Source organism: Streptomyces sp. NPDC048338 (assembly GCF_043201055.1).
Taxonomy (GTDB): Bacteria; Actinomycetota; Actinomycetes; order Streptomycetales; family Streptomycetaceae; genus Streptomyces.
This window is the reverse complement of record NZ_JBICYQ010000007.1, coordinates 212,904-228,810: the sequence shown is the minus strand read 5'-3', so window position 1 is coordinate 228,810 and position 15,907 is coordinate 212,904. Positions and strand designations below refer to the sequence as shown.

At 71.5% G+C, this 15,907-nt stretch carries 15 protein-coding genes; 10 read left to right on the top strand and 5 right to left on the bottom strand.

Annotated features, from left to right (window positions below; all coding sequences use genetic code 11):
• Positions 1-328 precede the first annotated feature (328 nt).
• From ACGFZF_RS18435 to ACGFZF_RS18425, 3 genes are all read left to right on the top strand, one after another.
• Positions 329-727: a hypothetical protein gene (locus ACGFZF_RS18435; RefSeq protein ID WP_393555298.1), complete on the top strand. Its 399-nt coding sequence runs from the start codon at positions 329-331 to the stop codon at positions 725-727.
• An 89-nt stretch (positions 728-816) separates the two neighbouring features.
• Positions 817-1,692 (top strand): hypothetical protein, encoded by an 876-nt coding sequence (locus ACGFZF_RS18430; protein WP_393555296.1) that lies wholly within the window; start codon positions 817-819, stop codon positions 1,690-1,692.
• A 156-nt stretch (positions 1,693-1,848) separates the two neighbouring features.
• Entirely contained in the window at positions 1,849-2,973 is a 1,125-nt protein-coding gene (locus ACGFZF_RS18425; protein WP_393555294.1) for a phosphatidylserine/phosphatidylglycerophosphate/cardiolipin synthase family protein, read from the top strand.
• Positions 2,974-3,177: 204 nt separating this feature from the next.
• On the opposite strand, the gene ACGFZF_RS18420 is transcribed toward ACGFZF_RS18425, so the two are convergent.
• Entirely contained in the window at positions 3,178-3,972 is a 795-nt protein-coding gene (locus tag ACGFZF_RS18420; RefSeq protein WP_393555292.1) for an SDR family NAD(P)-dependent oxidoreductase, read from the bottom strand.
• Between the two features lie 867 nt (positions 3,973-4,839).
• Here ACGFZF_RS18420 and lanL point away from each other — a divergent pair.
• The 5 genes from lanL (at position 4,840) to ACGFZF_RS18395 (ending at position 10,706) form a co-directional block, all read left to right on the top strand.
• Positions 4,840-7,578, top strand: coding sequence for a class IV lanthionine synthetase LanL (lanL, locus tag ACGFZF_RS18415; RefSeq protein WP_393555290.1), 2,739 nt, complete (start codon positions 4,840-4,842; stop codon positions 7,576-7,578).
• A gap of 44 nt (positions 7,579-7,622) precedes the next feature.
• On the top strand, positions 7,623-7,778 hold the full coding sequence (locus ACGFZF_RS18410) for a VenA family class IV lanthipeptide (RefSeq protein WP_187282522.1): 156 nt from the start codon (positions 7,623-7,625) through the stop codon (positions 7,776-7,778).
• A 106-nt stretch (positions 7,779-7,884) separates the two neighbouring features.
• Positions 7,885-8,997 carry an ATP-binding cassette domain-containing protein gene (locus ACGFZF_RS18405; RefSeq protein ID WP_393555287.1) on the top strand — a complete coding sequence of 371 codons (1,113 nt, stop codon included), beginning with the start codon at positions 7,885-7,887 and terminating at the stop codon, positions 8,995-8,997.
• On the top strand, positions 8,994-9,881 hold the full coding sequence (locus tag ACGFZF_RS18400) for an ABC transporter permease (protein WP_393555285.1): 888 nt from the start codon (positions 8,994-8,996) through the stop codon (positions 9,879-9,881). Before ACGFZF_RS18405 ends, ACGFZF_RS18400 begins: the two co-directional genes overlap by 4 nt.
• Positions 9,882-10,295: 414 nt before the next feature.
• Complete coding sequence (locus ACGFZF_RS18395) at positions 10,296-10,706, top strand: STAS domain-containing protein (protein WP_393555283.1); 411 nt, start codon at positions 10,296-10,298, stop codon at positions 10,704-10,706.
• Positions 10,707-10,838: 132 nt separating this feature from the next.
• On the opposite strand, the gene ACGFZF_RS18390 is transcribed toward ACGFZF_RS18395, so the two are convergent.
• Complete coding sequence (locus tag ACGFZF_RS18390; protein ID WP_393555281.1) at positions 10,839-11,918, bottom strand: endonuclease/exonuclease/phosphatase family protein; 1,080 nt, start codon at positions 11,916-11,918, stop codon at positions 10,839-10,841.
• 296 nt (positions 11,919-12,214) lie between these two features.
• Between ACGFZF_RS18390 and ACGFZF_RS18385 the strand changes: the two genes are divergently transcribed.
• Positions 12,215-12,553 (top strand): thioredoxin family protein, encoded by a 339-nt coding sequence (locus ACGFZF_RS18385; RefSeq protein ID WP_393555279.1) that lies wholly within the window; start codon positions 12,215-12,217, stop codon positions 12,551-12,553.
• Positions 12,554-12,755: 202 nt separating this feature from the next.
• Complete coding sequence (locus tag ACGFZF_RS18380) at positions 12,756-13,115, top strand: hypothetical protein (RefSeq protein ID WP_393555277.1); 360 nt, start codon at positions 12,756-12,758, stop codon at positions 13,113-13,115.
• Between the two features lie 80 nt (positions 13,116-13,195).
• On the opposite strand, the gene ACGFZF_RS18375 is transcribed toward ACGFZF_RS18380, so the two are convergent.
• The 3 genes from ACGFZF_RS18375 to ACGFZF_RS18365 are packed head-to-tail and all read right to left on the bottom strand — an operon-like array spanning position 13,196 to position 15,553.
• On the bottom strand, positions 13,196-14,098 hold the full coding sequence (locus tag ACGFZF_RS18375) for a sucrase ferredoxin (protein WP_393555275.1): 903 nt from the start codon (positions 14,096-14,098) through the stop codon (positions 13,196-13,198).
• A gap of 10 nt (positions 14,099-14,108) precedes the next feature.
• Positions 14,109-15,314 carry a cupin domain-containing protein gene (locus tag ACGFZF_RS18370; RefSeq protein ID WP_393555273.1) on the bottom strand — a complete coding sequence of 402 codons (1,206 nt, stop codon included), beginning with the start codon at positions 15,312-15,314 and terminating at the stop codon, positions 14,109-14,111.
• Positions 15,311-15,553 carry a BatC protein gene (locus ACGFZF_RS18365; protein WP_393555271.1) on the bottom strand — a complete coding sequence of 81 codons (243 nt, stop codon included), beginning with the start codon at positions 15,551-15,553 and terminating at the stop codon, positions 15,311-15,313. The genes ACGFZF_RS18370 and ACGFZF_RS18365 overlap by 4 nt, the downstream gene beginning before the upstream one ends.
• Positions 15,554-15,907: the final 354 nt, after the last annotated feature.

The window sequence follows — 15,907 nt, the reverse complement described above, 5'->3', positions numbered from 1 at the left end:
GAGACGGCTACCGAGTCGGTGATGTTCCATAGAACAGATCTTGTGACAGTCCGGTCATACAGCGCGTGCGACACGGCCGTCGCAGGTCGCGCCGACCTCCACCCCGGCCGTCTTCCACGCGTCTGCAGCAGCATCTCTCTGCGGCGGCTCGGCAACGCGGCCGGGACGGCGCCCCTGTGCGAGGCGGAATCACGAGGGGCGACGGCGAGGTCGGAGGAGCGGTCAGGATCGCGCATTTGTCCAATACGTAGGGGCGTCCACGGCAGGAGAGTGAGCGCTGCCGTCGCCCCCGTCGGGGCGGCGCTCGCTGCAAGGAAGGAATCTCCTCATGAAGAAGACGACGGCCGCGCTGGCCCTCGCCGGCGCCGTCGCGACCTCGTTGATGGCGCTCGCCCCGACCGCCTCCGCGGCGGACGGCTGCCAGCGCGACTGGCTCACCACGGGTCGTCAGGACACCTGGAGCACCGTCCAGAAGTCCGGCAGCGGCTGCCACGACGTGCAGGTGGTCGAGGCTTCCGCGCCCGGTGGTGCCGGCGGGGACTCCTACCGTGCCCGGTACGTGAACGCCTCCGGTGCCTGGACGTGGGCCTCCCGGCCGTACCAGTGGATCCCGAACGGCAGCTACCCGGTGAACAAGTACATCCTGGTCTCCGACCTCACCACCGGCCGCTGGTTCGGTGTGGCGGCGTACAACTACGTCGGCGGTGCCGTGCAGGTCGCCCACTGACACCCGGCCCCACCCTGTCGCCTGCCCGGCCGCCCGCGAGGACGGCCGGGCAGGCGCGACTCACCACGCACCATGGAGGTACGGGCACGATGCCCCGCCGCATCCCGTTCTCACGCGCGGCCGCCGGACCGGCGCCGCTCCTTCTCGCGGCCGGGGTCCTGACCGGCCTGACCGCGTGCTCGGGCGCGCCCGAGCAGCCGGCCGCCCCGGCGCCACCGCCGGTCCCCGCCGTCGCCGTCACGTCCGCGATGCCCGCGGACATCGCGGACATGGTGCTCCCGACCACCGGCGAGCAGACCCGCCTGACGCAGGGCCTCGACGCCTTCGGACGCCTGGCCGCGGACACGGCTCTCCGTGCCTGCCTGGGCGAGCGCCAGACGCCCGCCCCGCCGCACGAACCACCGGCCTTCGTCCGCTTCTCCGACATTCCCGACCTGCCGTTCATCGACCGCAACGGCTTCAACGGCGTCATCGTCCCGGGCGCGGCCGACGCCACAGGGGACCGTCCCGCCGAGGGCGCAGGGCGCGACATCCAGGACCGCTGCATGAAGGCCGGCGCCGCCGTGGACCAGAGCCTGCGCACTCTCTACGTGGGCGTGCAGGGCAGCTGGTTCCAGGAGGAGTCGTCGCTGCGCACCCACCCCCGGGTCCTGGCCGCGCTCGGGAGCTTCGGCCCGTGCCTGGCCGCTCTCGAGGTCGAAGCGCCGGACGAGAACGCCTTCTTCGCCCTCGTCGACCGGCGCATGCAAGCGGGCGACACCACCGGGGAGCGGGCCCTGGCCCGCGCGTACGCCGCCTGCATGAAGCCGGCCGAGGACGTCCGTTCCGAGCTGCGGAAGGCGCTCGGGAAACGCTTCCGCGCCGACCATCATCAGGAGATCGTCGCGCTGAACACCGCGCTGCCGGCCAGGATCCGCGCACTCGAGCGCCGCTATGCCATCCGGATCTCCTTCCCGGCCCTCTGACCGTGCGGCCACCGCCGCGTCAGGGTCGCCGGGACGGTCCCCGGCCCGCGTCCTGCGTCTTGGGGGACCCTCCGTTCCTGGTCACGGACGGCTCATGGCAGGCTCATGCCACCATTCAGCCGAGGAGGAGTCATACGCCAGCGTTTCTGGGCGACCGTGTCGGTCGCCCTCGCTCTCGTGTTCTCGGGCATCGCCCCCGCCGCCGCGGAGGACGTGCCACCCGTTGTCACCGGTGCCGTCTTCAACAACCCGAAGGGGACGGCGGCCGAGCAGAACGCCGTGAAGGACCACATCATCGCGGCGATCGACAACACCCAAGGGGGGCGCACCCTGCGGGCGGCCCTGTACGTCATGCAGGACCAGGACTTCACCGACGCCCTGGTCGCCGCGCACGGCCGCGGCGTCAACGTGCGCGTGGTCCTGGACCACAAGTCCGTCGAAGCGCCCACCCCGGCGCCCGCACAGAACCTGATCGCCGCCCTGGGGACCGACAAGTCCCAGGGCTCCTGGGTGCAGGTGTGCAGCGCGGGCGGCGCCTGCATCGCGGCGGGCGGCACCAACCCCATCAACCACAACAAGTTCTTCACATTCTCCCGCGTCGGCAGCGCGGGAGTCGCCGAGGACGTGGTCATCCAGAGCTCCGCCAACCAGACGGTGTCGGCCACCACCCGGCAGTGGAACAACGCGTACACCGTGGTCGGGAACACCGCCCTCTACACGGCGTACACCGACTACTTCAACGATCTCGCCGCCATGAGCAAGACGAGTGACTACTACCGGACCGGCGAAGCCGGTGACGCGAAGTACTACTTCTTCCCGCAGCAGAGCGGCGACGTCGTGCTCGGGTTCCTGAACAACGTCTCCTGCACCGGGAACACGACGGTCGGCACGACCTCCCACAAGACCATCGTGCGGATCTCGGCGTGGGCTCTGCACCGGAACGAGATCGCGACCAAGCTGCGCTCGCTGGCCGACCAGGACTGCTGGATCGAGATCGTCTACAAGGACTCCAACGACCTCGCGACCCTGCAGGGCCACGCACGTATCAAGCCCTACCACCTCGACGCCGGCGGCTACTTCGTCCACTCCAAGTATCTGCTCGTCGAGGGCAATTACGCGGGTCACCCGGACACGAAGTGGACGTTCACGGGCTCGCACAACCTGGACCTCTCCTCCCTCCGGGAGAACGACGAGGCGCTGATCCGTCTCGCCGGCGCGACGGCGCACGACGCCTACAAGGCGAACTTCCTCGCCATGCGTGCCGAGGCCGTCCTGCAGTGACCGGTCGCTCGGTGCCGTCCGGCGTACCGGACGGCACCGAGCCACCCCGGGCGCCCCGACGTCCCGGCCGCCGCCAGCCGGGATCGTGGGTTCGACCCCCGCCGTCGACGGGCGCCCGCTTCCGGCAGTCGGGGGGTCCGGTGCGGGCCGTGCGACCGGTATCCGCGGGGATCCGGCGCCGGCCGTACGACGCCGGCGCCTCCGCTACGGAAGGATCGAGTCGACGTAGCCGCCGTCCACCCTCAGCGCACCGCCGGTGGTGGCGGACGCCTGGTCGGAAGCGAGGTACACCACCATCGCGGCGATCTCCTCCGGCTCGATGAGCCGCTGAAGCAGCGACTGCGGACGGTGGTCGCGCATGAAGGCGCGCTGAGCCTCGTCCCAGGGCAGGGAGCGATCGACCAGCTCGTACACGAAATCCTCGACCCCGCCCGTGTGCGTGGGACCCGCGATGACCGAGTTGACTGTGACACCGGTACCCGCCGCCTGCTTGGCGAAGCCGCGCGTGACGGCCAGAAGGGCCGTCTTGGACATGCCGTAGTGGATCATCTCGGCCGGGATCACGATCGCCGAGTCGCTCGCGATGTTCTGCACACGCCCCCAGCCGCGTGCGCTCATACCGGGAAGATACTGACGGATGAGTCTCACCGCGGCCAGCACGTTCACCTCGAAGTAGCGCCGCCACTCGTCGTCGCTGATCTCCAGCGGGTCCGCCTCCCCGAAGACGCCCAGGTTGTTCACCAGGACGTCCACATGGGGCAGCACGTCGGCGGCACGCCGCGCACCCTCCTCGCCGGTGACATCGGCGACCACGGGAACCAGATCCGCGTCAGGGGCCTCGGCGCGGATGCTCGCGATGGCCCGTTCCACCCGTTCCCCGGTCCGCCCGTTGACGCCCACGCGGGCTCCCGCCCGTGCCAGGCCGGTGGCGATGGCGGCACCGATCCCCTGGGTGGAGCCGGTGACCAGTGCGGTCCGTCCTGTCAGATCGATGAGCATGGGGAGACGCCCTCCTTGCGGATCTTCTGTACGGCTGCCTCAGACCCCTGTACCCGGTCCGCGGCCGGCAGCATCAGAGAGGCCCCCTTTCGCGTAGCGGGGCGTCGGCTCCGCACGCCCGGAACGCTTCCGACGGGTCGACAAAAGGGCACCGCATGTCTCTGCCGCACCGGCCGCCTCAGAGGTTTTTGTATTCATGGGGGAACCCGTGAAGTGTAAATTCGCCACGTGACTTGAATTCGAGCGGCCGTGCGCCGTCCGTCGACTGCGAAATGCGTGCGTGGACGTGGTCGAGTGGCCGATATCGGCTCCTTTGATGTTTCCGGAAATGACTCTTCGCCGGCTGGAGTTATGGCGAAATCGAACTCTTTACCGGATGGCCGGGGGAGGGGGAGGCTGTGCGGCGGCGGTCCGCGCCGACGGTGTCCGTCGGGCCGAAGCCGTTGCTCGTGCTCGACATTCACCGACCGATCGACAACGGGGGGCCGCCTGATGGCGAAGGGGGGCGCTCGTCGTCGAGTGCAACGGGCCTGGTGGGTGAAGAGGGGGCTGTGGGGTCGGCGTGGCGCCCCGGCCGGCATCACGGCTCCTCCGGATCGCCATCACCGGGACCCGTGGGATGCGTGACGAATCAATTCGGGACGTCTGTCTTTCCCGAGTGAGGGGCGGCTATTCCATCGAACGGATGAAGTATTCGATGACCCGGCGACACAAGTGCGCCTCTCTTTGCGCCGGACTGCGCCATCCATTGCCGCAACAACACCGTGCGCTCGCTGGATCAAATGACTTCTGCCGGGCGCGCGTTGTACTTTTCTTCTCACCGAAGGCATTTCCAACCAGCGGTTCTCGCCGTTGAGAGGGACACGCATGACGAGTCACGTGACCGAAGTCGACCTCGAAAGTCTGCTCCGCCGGGCGCTACAGGGCACAGGTACGGGCACGCGTTGGACGACCGACGCGGACGAGATGTGGTGCCGCCTCACCCGCCAGTCCGGTGTACGACGCCGGCAGGGCTGGAAGCTGCACGTGTCCGCGACGGCCGCCTCCGCGCCGGCGGTCCTCGTGAAGGCTCTGGACGTGCTGCTGCGCGAGGAGTCGGCGTTCAAGTTCGTCCGGTCGCTCGAGCAGGTGGGCGCGCTCAACTCCCGTGCCACGCCACGGGGGAGTTCGGGCAAGTTCATCACCGTCTACCCGACCACCGACGACGACGCGGCCCGAATAGCGCTGGAGCTGCACAAGGGCACGGCGGGCCTCGCCGGTCCACGGATCCTGTCCGACCAGCCCTACGCTCCGCAGAGCCTGGTGCACTACCGCTACGGCGCGTTCGTCGGCCGGCGGCGGCTGTCGGACCAGGGTCTGCTGGTCTGGTTCATCGAGGACCCCGACGGCAATCCCGTGGAGGACAAGCGCACCGGTCAGTACTGTCCGCCTTCCTGGGCGGTGTGTCCCTTCCCTGCCTCGGTGCCGCTTCCGCCACGTCAGGAGAAAGCGGCGAGCAGCCCGGTGATGCTCGGCGGCCGGTTCTCGGTACGGGAGGCGATCCGGCACACGAACAAGGGCGGTGTGTACCGGGGCACGGACGTCACCACGGGCGCACCCGTGGTGATCAAGGAGGCCCGGCCGCATGTGGAGGGCGACGCGTCCGGTTCAGACGTCCGGGACTGGTTGCGGGCCGAGGCCAGGACCTTGGAGAGACTCAAGGGCACGGGCCTGGCACCGGAGCCGCTCGCGATGTTCGACATGGGCGGGCATCTGTTCCTCGCTCAGGAGGAAGTGCCGGGTGTGCCCTTGCGTACCTGGGTTGCCGAGCGTTTCCGCGACGTAGGAGGCGAACGCTACCGTGCGGACGCGCTCGCCCAGATCGGACGTCTGGTGGACCTGGTCGCGGCGGCGCACGCCCACGGCTGCGTGCTGAGGGACTTCACGCCCGGCAACGTCATGGTCCGCCCCGACGGCGAACTGCGCCTGATCGACCTGGAGCTCGCCGTCCTGGAGGACGACGCCCCCCTCCCGACGCGGGTGGGGACCCCTGGCTTCAGCGCCCCCGAGCGCCTGGTGGACGCCCCTGTCTCCCCGACGGCCGACTACTACAGCCTGGGCGCCACCGTGTGCTTCGTGCTCGGCGGGAAGGTACCGAACCTGCTGACCGAGGAACCGGACACCAGACCTGCGGAGCAGCGGTTCGCCGAGTGGCTGGGCGCCTGCGCCGGAACGCTGCGCCCGCCGGACGGCCTGCCGGAGACGATCCTCGGGCTGATGAAGGACGATCCCGCCGAGCGCTGGGACCCCGCCCGGGCGCGTGAGGCGCTGGGCGGGGCGGACCCGGCCCGGCCGGAGTGTCCCGCCGCGAGGTCGGCGGGGACGGGCGAAGCCCCTCCGGGGAGGGACGTGGCACGCCTGCCGTACCCCGCGGCCGGACCGGCGCGGACAGCCGAACCGTGCGACGCGACGCAGGCCGCGATCGACGGGATGGTGAACCATCTCGTCGACTCGATGACTCCGGCCGACGACCGGTGGTTGTGGCCGGTGTCCACCCTGGCGGGGGAGACCGACCCCTGCACCGTGCAACAGGGTGCGGCAGGTGTGCTGGCGGTCCTGACACGGTACTTCGAACTCACCGGGGACCCGCGCCTGCCGGAGCTGATCTCGACCGCGGGCCACTGGATCGCCGCGCGCACCGACACCCGTTCCATCCGTCCGGGGCTGCACTTCGGAGGCCGCGGAATCGCCTGGGCGCTGTACGACGCCGGGCGTGCCATCGCCGACCGGACACTGAAGGCGCACGCGTCGGCCCTCGCGCTGGCTCCTTCCGAGGCGACGCCGAGCCACGACATCACCCACGGCTCCGCGGGCAGTGGACTGGCCGCCGCCCATCTGTGGCACCGAACCGGTGATCCGCGCCTGGCGGAGCTGGTCGTCGACGCGGCCGACCGGCTGGCCGCCGCCGCGCGGCCGGAGCCGTCGGGCGTGAGCTGGCCCGTCCCGGCGGAAGCCGTGTCCGAGGAGGCCGGCAAACGCTATCTCGGCTTCGCGCACGGAACGTCGGGCATCGGCTGCTTCCTCCTGGCCGCGGCGGCCATCTCCGGGCAGCCGGAGCACATGGACCTGGCCGTGGCGGCGGGGGAGCAGCTGGTGGCAGGAGCCGTGATGGTCGGGCAGGCGGCCCAGTGGCCGGCCCAGGCCACGGACGTGCCGACGGCCCCGTACTGGTGCCACGGCTCGGCGGGCATCGGCTCCTTCCTGGTCCGCCTCTGGCAGCGGACGGGGGACGAGCGGTTCGGCGATCTCGCCCGCGGCGCCACGCACGCCGTCATGGAGCGAGCCTCCCGGGCCGCCCTGGCCCAGTGCCACGGACTGGCGGGCAACGGTGACTTCCTCCTCGACATGGCCGACGCCACCGGGGACCCCGCCTACCGCGCGATGGCCGAGGACCTGGCCCGCCTCATCGTCTCCGAACGCGCCCACCGCGACAGCCACGTCGTCTTCCCCAACGAGTACGGGGACGTCTCGACGAGCTGGAGCGACGGGTCCGCGGGAATCCTGGCGTTCCTCCTGCGGACCCGCCACACGGACTCCCGGCACTGGATGGTCCAGCAGCCGGGCTGAGCGACGGGGACCCCCGTCGCCACCTCTGAGAGAAGGAGAATGTCATGGAGAACCAGGCTCTCGAGCTGCTGGCCCACCTGCACGCCCTTCCGGAGACCGACCCGGTCGGCGTCGACGGAGCGCCGTTCGCGGCGACGTGTGAGTGCGTCGGCCTGCTGACGCTGCTCAACACCGTCTGTGTGGGCATCAGCTGCGCCTAGCCGAGATCCTCCGGCCGGTGGCCGCCTTCGGGCGGCCGCCGGCCGGAGCGAAGGCCCCTGCGGCCGGCAGGCATGCGTACGACACCCCGTGAAGGAGGACCCGACCATGCAGCCACATGCCGGTGACGGTGCTCGTACCCGCGTACCCCTCCTGACCGCCGCCCCCGCGGGCCCGGACACCACACAGCCCGCGGCCCCGCCGGTGCACGCGATCAGCACGCGTGGTCTGGTCAAGAGCTACCCGGGCCCGGACGGGACCACCACCCACGCCGTACGCGGCCTGGACCTGGACGTGCTCCAAGGCGAGACGTACGCCTTCCTCGGCCCCAACGGCGCGGGGAAGTCCACCACCCTCGCCCTGCTGTGCGCCCTGGCCCGCCCCACCGCCGGACAGGCCACGGTGGCCGGCGCCGACGTGCTCGCCCGGCCGGACCAGGTCCGACGACGGGTCGGGATGCTGTTCCAGCACAGCGCCCTGGACCCGGACCTGACAGCCGAACAGAACCTGCACATCCACGCACGCCTCTACGGACTCCGCCGCCGCCACGCCCGCCTGCGCACCACCGAGATGCTCGACATGGTCGGACTGACCGACCGGCGGCGTTCCCTGGTACGCACCCTGTCCGGAGGCATGCGCCGCCGCCTGGAACTCGCCCGCGGCCTGCTGCACGCGCCCCGGGTGCTGTTCCTCGACGAGCCGACCACCGGACTCGACCCGCACGCCCGCGCCCAGGTCTGGGAGCACCTGCGCGCCCTGCGCGACCAGCACGGCAGCACGCTCTTCGTCACCACCCACTACCTGGAGGAGGCGGAGAACTGCGACCGCCTCGGCATCATCGACCACGGCCGGCTCGTGGCCCAGGGCACGCCCCTCGCGCTGAAGGCCGCGATCGGGGACGACCGGGTGGCCCTGCGCACCAGCGACGACGCGGCAGCACGACAGGTCGTGGGCCGCACCGCGCCGCCGGGCCTCGCCGTCACCCTGGACACCGAAGGAGTGTCCCTGCGGGTGCCCGACGGCAGCGCCTGGATTCCCCGCCTGTGCGCGGCACTGGAAGCCCACGGCATCGCGGTGCATTCCGCGTCCGCGACCCCGCCGACACTCGACGACGTCTTCTTCCACCACACCGGCCGCAGCATCCACACCCCACGGCCCCACCCGGCACCGCCCGCCCCGGCTCCGGACGGCACCACGACGGCGACCGAGGAGTCCGCATGAGCGCACCCGCACTCCGTGCCTCAGGCGCCACCGCCCCTGACGACTTCGGCGCCTCCGGCGGCACCGGCCGTGGGCCGGCAACCCGCCTGCGCCGCGAACTGCGCGCGGTCCACGCCCTGGTCCACCGCGACCTGCTGCGCCTGTGGGCCCAGCCCACCCACACCGCCCTGATGCTGCTCCAACCGGTGCTGTACCTCTTCGTCCTCGGAGGCGGCCTGGCCGCCCTCATCCCCGACTCCTCCCTCGGAGTCGGCTACCAGACCTACCTCTTCCCCGGCATGCTGATGATGACGGTCCAGACACCGGCCGTCATGGTCGGCATCCGCCTGATCACCGACCGGCAGAGCGGCTACCTGCGCGAACTCCTGATGGCCCCGGTCAGCCGGGCCACCCTTCTCCTCGGCAGCTGCGCCGGCGGCACCATCGTCTCCACGGTCCAGGGCGCCGTCCTGCTCGGCCTCGCCGGCGTCGTCGGCCTGCCCTACGACCCGCTGCTCCTGGCCCTGCTCCTCGCCGGCATGATCCTGACCTCGTTCACCCTCACGTCCCTGTCCCTCGCCCTGGCCGTGAGCCTCAACCGGCCCGAGATCTTCCACATGCTGCTCGGTCTGGTGATGATGCCCCTGCTGTTCCTCTCCGGCGGCTTCTTCCCCCTGGAGGACCTGCCGGGCTGGGCCCACACGCTGACCGCCGTCAACCCGCTCGCCTACGGAGTGGACCTGTTGCGCCGCTGCATCGCCCTACGGGTCCCCGACCAGGCGGCCACCGCGGGCATCGAATGGTCCGGCCGGCAACCTCCCCTGCTCCTGGAAGGCACCCTCCTGCTGGCCGCCGGAACCATGGCCCTGCTCTGGGCGGCCCACCGCTTCAGCCGCCCCGAATGACCCCCGGACGCCCGCCCGGGTGCCACCCGTCACGGGTGCGACAGGACCCGGGGACGGCCGGGTTTCGCCGAGCGCGCCCCCGCGCGACGACCGACCCGCACGGTCGCGGCCGTGCGCGGGAACGGTGCACGGAGCGTCGTATCGGTGAACAGGTCGAGACGCGAGGGTCGTTCCCCGTGGCGCGCTCGGCGTGCACCCGACCGGACAGGCTGACCTGCAGATGTGACTTTGCTCCGCGAGAGGAGGAGGGTGGGGGGAGCGACCGGACCACATCCGGGTCGCTGCCGGCGACCTTCCTTCCCGCCGGCGGCGATGTCGCCCTGAAACCAGGCCACGACGCCTGACACTCGCGGAGGACAGCGAGAGCGCACTGCGGAGGGTTCTCCCATCAGTGCAGCAGCGAGGTGCATCACCGTGTCCGACTCAACGCCCCCGGCAAACGTCCCCCGCCCGCAACTCCTCCTCGTCGACGGCGCACCGGCATGGCGACCCAGCCGCGGGCGTGCCCTCGTCCGCTACGCCCCGACCGGCTGCGCCGCCACGGCCGTCCTGTGCATGAGCGGCGAGTTCGACTTCGGGACCGTCGGCTGCCTTCACGAAGCGCTCGACTCCGTGCGCTCCTCGCGGACCGAACGCATGGTCCTCGACCTGGCCGGAGTCGAGTTCGCCGACGCGGCGCTCGTCCACGAACTCACCACCGCCCACCACCTGCCGGGCCGGCTCATCCTCGTCGGCCCGCTGGCCAGGCCCGTGCGCCACGTCCTGGACCTGACCCGCACCCGGGACCTGTTCCACATCGAACTGGATCAGACCCTCGCTGCCTGACGGCGCGGGCCTCCGGGGCGGGCGGGCTGGGCAGGGCGCCGGTGAAGGGTGACCGGAGATCGGCGACCGGTCGCGACCGAGTCTGTTCCCGCAGCTGTCCCCACTCACGCAGGTCCGGCCCGGCGACGTTGGTCACCAGCTGATGCCGGCCGCGACCGGCAGATGGTCGCTGCTCGTGGCCGGCAGCACCCACGACTTCTTCGGCTCCACGCCCCTGACCAGGATCTGATCGATCCGTGCCATCGGGAAGGCCGCCGGCCAGCTGAAGCCGAAGCCGGCTCCGGCCGCCTCCTGGGCCGAGTGGAGCTGGGAGGTGAGGCGGTCGAACGCGCGGTCGTCGATGGTGCCGTTCAGGTCGCCGAGCACCACCACCCGCGTGTTCCGCTCGGCGGCCACGGCATCGGCGAGCGCGACCGCACCCACGTCGCGCGAGTCCGTCCAGAAGCCGTGCCTGGGCATCAGCCGCACCGACCCCAGGTGCGCCACGTACACCGCCAGCGGCCCGTGGTCCGTGGCCACCGTGGTGCGCAGTGCCCGGGGCGGGTCCACGGGGAGGTCCTCGGCACGCCGAGTCTCCGCCAGAGGTCCGACATTGCCTCGCAGGACGTCGACCGGCCGGGAGTCCGACAGCGGCAGCTTGCTCCACAGCCCGACCGTGCCCTGCACCGTGTGGTGCGGGTATGCCCCAGCGAGCTCCTTTCCGTACGCGACCGTGGCCTGTGGCGTCATCTCCTCGAGCGCCAGCAGGTCCGCCCCGGAGGCGGCCAGGTCTCGGGCGGTGCGGGCCGGGTCGGGGTTCTCGGCGTTGACGTTGTGGCTGACCACGATGAGGTCGCCGCCCGGCCGGGACTTGTCGAGGAGCAGTCCGCCGAAGAGGTGCAGCCACGCCACGACCGGCAGCAGGAGTGCGACCCCCGCGGCGGCGGAGCGGCGCCGCAGCGCCCCGGCGAGGAGCACCGGGACGAACAGGCCGAACCAGGGCAGGGACGTCTCCACCAGGCTGCCGAGACCGCCCCTGTCCGTGATCTCCGCGTGCATCAGCATGAGCAGGCCGAGCACCAGCGCCAGTGCCGCGACCGGCAGGCCGCGCTGCCACGGGTCCGGCTCGGCGAGGCTGCGGATCGCCCGCCGGACACGCGCCCGCCGGACAAGCGTGCGCCGGACACCCGAGTCGGTGCCCCCGCGAGCGGCGGCGCACCGCCCGGCTCGCATGCTCCGAGGGTACGAGTCGCCGTCGCCCCATGTCGTCGGCGTGGCGTCGACCCTCTCGGAGTTCGCCTGACGGTTCAGCACGATCCTGCGCGCAGGGGCCGGCGCCGGCGGTGACGGGTCGTGGTCCATGCGCTCACTGAACACGGAAGCCCGTTGCGGGGACGTATGCGATTTTCGATATGCCCGCGACACACGGAATCACGGACAGCACGCTCCGGACCAGGGGAGGCCGGTCCGCCGCACCCGTCCCGGGAGATGATGGGACGGTGAGACGGAACACGAGGTCAGGAGCTTCCATGGCGCAACGGGTCCATCAACCCCGTGAGGACGCGGAGTTCGATTTCATCCTCAGGATGAGCGGATCCCCGGTCCTGGCGTACTTCATCGGGACGTGGCCCAAGGCGATCGACCCCTGCCGGGCGATGGACCTCGTCATGGGTGGCATCGCCGACGAGTACGCGGGCCGCGTGGCGGTCGTCCGCACGGACATCACGCGCTGTCCGGCCGTGACCGAGCGATACGGGATCACCGGAGCCCTGTCCTACGTGCTGCTGACGAAGGAGGAGGCGGTGGCGCACGGCGCCGGGCCTGCGACCGACGTCGAGGTCCGGGGATTCCTGGACGGTCACCTCTGACGGGGGGGAGGCACCGAACCCGCCCGTAGGTCCTCCGGGACCACGATGCGGCAGGCGGCCTCGACGGGTGTCCCCCCGGCCGACCGGTCCCCGAGCCCGGGCGGCGATGCGCCGCCGGTGGCGGGAGCAGCGGCGACGACCGCCCTTCTCGCTCGATGGCGCGCCGCCTGAGGAGACGGGACAGCCCGTAGAATCGGCTTTCATGTCGAAGCCTGACGAGCTGCTCGTTGATGTCGCTACGCTGGTGGAGTCCGAGCAGAGCAATCAAATGTCCCTGACCGTGGTGGTCGGCGGCGCCCTCATCACCGGTCGGCTGGCCCCCGAAGCGGTGTGGAGGCAACGGGTCTCGGAGGTCCTGGCGGACTCGGTCCGACTGCGCGAGTTCTCCGCCGTCTTCACCACCCCGGCACGCGAGGACGGGCCGCCCACGCATCTGCACTTCCACATGGCCCGGATCCTCCAGGGAACGGTGGGAATCCCGGAGACGGGCGGGATGTACCGCGTCTCGATCGCCGATGTCAGCGCCTGGACCATGGGTGACTTCAGCTACTCCGATCACTGACTCCACACCCGTCGACGATGCGCCGTGACGCGGGAGGGCCCGGCCGGCCGCTCCGGCACTCCGCGGACCGGCTGCGAGCGTCACGTCGATCCGACGTGCAGCGACGCGATCTCGTAGTACGCCGCCGAGGCGGGGGAGAGCCCGCGGCAGGTCAGCCGATGGGGAGGCGTCCGGTGGCCGTGGACCTCCACCTCGAAGGTCGACAGCCCGGCGAGGCGGCCGGCGACACGGATCCGCCAGCGTCGGTCCACACGGACCGTCTCCTCGATGACGTAGTCGTGCCGGCCGGACGGACCCGCATGCCGCAGCACAGCGGACAGAGCGGCCTGCTGGGGCGGTGTGAGGTCGGTGTATCCGCGCAGGTGATCCGCGTGAATGCGGTCCGCCAGGTGCTCCTCGACCATCGTCGTCGCCGAGGGGGCGTCGAGGTTGCCGTAGTAGACGCCGTCGGGTGCGACGACGATGCTGGCGGCGAACCGGTCGCCTCCCACATGGGTGCATTCCCACACGAGGTCGGGCCAACGATCGCTCAGCGCACGTCCCACCGGACGGCCGCGGACGGCGCAGCAGGTGTCGTGCAGGCCGTGGGCGCAGACGAGGACGACGGGTGGGCGATCCCGTTCGCCGGGCGCGTCCAGGGCGTCGACGATCTGTGCCAGGTCCTTGTCGCTCTGCCAGGTGCCCCACGCCTGACGGTGGGTGCCGTCCCTCTCGTACCGCAGGACGGCCCAGCGCGGCGGACCGTCCGGCCGGCGCCGTCCTTGACGTCTGACGAGCAGGATGCGGGCCCGCACCGCCTGGGCGGCGGAGTACACCCGCGCCTTGACGCCGGGCTCCAGATCGAGGCCGTCGTACCCATTGGTCGGCCAGCCGGCCCGGTACTCGACGAGGATCCAGACCAAGCCGTACGGCGCTGTGCCCGCGAGCGGGTCGCCGCGGAGGCGAGCAGCCTCGGCGCAGAAGAAGCGCTCGTGAGCCGTCATGTCGCCCGCTTCATGTCGCGGCAGCCACCAGTACACCCGCGCGCAGGAGTCGTTCGACGAAGGGAAGGCCGAGGTCGCCGGCCCTGTGGACATTCCCGTCGAGGATTCTGCGCGCCGACGGGAGGTCGGTCTCCGGGATGTCCAGCCATCCGACGCGGGTGGTCAGGCGTACGTCGTCGAGCCGTGCTTCCAGCGCCTCGCGAAGCCGCACGGACGCATCACGGGTGAGGTCGTCCACGGCCGCGAGCTGTGCCAGCGGTCCCAAGGGCGCGGGGCGTGACTGGCTGCGGCGGGTGCGATGGAACAGGCGCGTCGGATCGGCCTCGGCCAGCGCGGCGACGAGGCGCTCGCGCACGACGGCGAGTTCGTCGTCCGGTCCGTGCACGCCCAAGGGAAGGGAGCCGCGCATCTCGGCGTCGTCACGCAGCAGGGCGAGGGCGGCCTGCGTGAGCTGTTCGGCCAGCGCGTGTCGCGTCCAGGTGTGGACGCCGAGCGTCAGATGGATCGACACGGAGCCCTGCGCTTCGGCGGCGTGCAGCCATCCCCGCGGCAGGTAGAGGACGTCGCCGGGCTCGAGCACGGTGTCCAGGCAGGGCTCTCCCCGGGCGGCCTCGGCGACCGCGGCCCGGTGATCGGTCCAGGGCTGGTCGCGCAACGGATCCGGGTGCACGGGCTCGTGGACGGTCCAGCGTTTGGTGCCGTGGATCTGCACGACGAACACGTCGTGGACGTCGTAGTGATCGTCGAACCCGCGGTTCTGCGGCGGGGTGACGTAGGCGTTGGCCTGCACGGGGTGGCCCAGTTCCGTGCCGAGTCGCGACACGAAGTCCGTGATCGGTTCCCAGGTACGCTGCAGCGCCTGCAGGACCAGGGTGTTGCCGCCGGCGAAGGCCCGCCACACAGCGGTGTCGTCGAGCTGATCCGCGACCGTCGCGCCCACTCCTGCGGCACAGGTGAACGACGACTCCGGCAGGGTGGAACCGTCCTTGGCGACGCGGAGGAACGGCGTGCGCAGCCCGCGCCGGGAGATCAGTTCGTCCACCGCGGCGGCCGAGAACAGGTCCGAGAAGTCACCGGCTCCGCGCGAGTGCAGCGGAGCCCGCCCCCAGACGTCCCGGGCGAACTCCTCGCGACCGAGGTGGATCAGACACGCTTCGAGGACACCGCCCCCGGTCTCGGACGCGGTGTCCCGGAGCGTCGTGGACGTGGTGCTCAAACGCCGCCGTCCGCACCGCCGTCGTGCTGTCCGGGGGTGCCGGCCGCGCCGCCGTCCGCGGGTCCTTCGGCTCCGCCGTCGGCAACGCCGTCGTGTTCTCCGGGGGTGCCGGCCGCGCCGCCGTCCGCGGGCCCTTCGGCTCCGCCGTCGGCACCGCCGTCGTGCTCTCCAGGTGTGCCGGCCGCGCCGCCGTCCGCCGGACCTTCCTGCTCGGTCGGGTCCTGCTCGGGGTGAGTCATGCGTTCCTCCTGGGGTCGGACGAGGGGAGATCGTCCTGCTCGGAGACCTCCAGTCCTCCTTACACGCTTGCTCACGCAGGTACGGGCGGCAACCTGAGCGCGACGCGAAGGGGGTTGGGGCGACACCCTCGCGTCGGTCGGAAGACGATCTCCCGTCCCGGCACTCACGCCGCCGGAAGCGGGTTCTCGGCTGGGCGACGGCGCTTCCGGTACGCCGCGGTCAGTACGGCCGGCAACGGGCCCCACAAGGCCGGCGGCGCATGGCAGAAGTAGTACCGGGCGGCCTCCCGGCCGGTGGCCAGGGACGGGGAGCCGGGCCGAGCCCGGTCGGACACGTGCCGCGGATCACCCCGC

What these genes read in the sequence shown, in the direction of transcription:
- ACGFZF_RS18435 (WP_393555298.1), top strand. Translation starts at nt 329, where the DNA reads ATGAAGAAGACGACGGCCGCGCTGGCCCTCGCCGGCGCCGTCGCGACC.
- ACGFZF_RS18430 (WP_393555296.1), top strand. Translation starts at nt 817, where the DNA reads ATGCCCCGCCGCATCCCGTTCTCACGCGCGGCCGCCGGACCGGCGCCG.
- ACGFZF_RS18420 (WP_393555292.1), bottom strand. Translation starts at nt 3,972, where the DNA reads ATGCTCATCGATCTGACAGGACGGACCGCACTGGTCACCGGCTCCACC.
- lanL (WP_393555290.1), top strand. Translation starts at nt 4,840, where the DNA reads ATGACGAGTCACGTGACCGAAGTCGACCTCGAAAGTCTGCTCCGCCGG.
- ACGFZF_RS18410 (WP_187282522.1), top strand. Translation starts at nt 7,623, where the DNA reads ATGGAGAACCAGGCTCTCGAGCTGCTGGCCCACCTGCACGCCCTTCCG.
- ACGFZF_RS18405 (WP_393555287.1), top strand. Translation starts at nt 7,885, where the DNA reads ATGCAGCCACATGCCGGTGACGGTGCTCGTACCCGCGTACCCCTCCTG.
- ACGFZF_RS18400 (WP_393555285.1), top strand. Translation starts at nt 8,994, where the DNA reads ATGAGCGCACCCGCACTCCGTGCCTCAGGCGCCACCGCCCCTGACGAC.
- ACGFZF_RS18390 (WP_393555281.1), bottom strand. Translation starts at nt 11,918, where the DNA reads ATGCGAGCCGGGCGGTGCGCCGCCGCTCGCGGGGGCACCGACTCGGGT.
- ACGFZF_RS18385 (WP_393555279.1), top strand. Translation starts at nt 12,215, where the DNA reads ATGGCGCAACGGGTCCATCAACCCCGTGAGGACGCGGAGTTCGATTTC.
- ACGFZF_RS18380 (WP_393555277.1), top strand. Translation starts at nt 12,756, where the DNA reads ATGTCGAAGCCTGACGAGCTGCTCGTTGATGTCGCTACGCTGGTGGAG.
- ACGFZF_RS18375 (WP_393555275.1), bottom strand. Translation starts at nt 14,098, where the DNA reads ATGACGGCTCACGAGCGCTTCTTCTGCGCCGAGGCTGCTCGCCTCCGC.
- ACGFZF_RS18365 (WP_393555271.1), bottom strand. Translation starts at nt 15,553, where the DNA reads ATGACTCACCCCGAGCAGGACCCGACCGAGCAGGAAGGTCCGGCGGAC.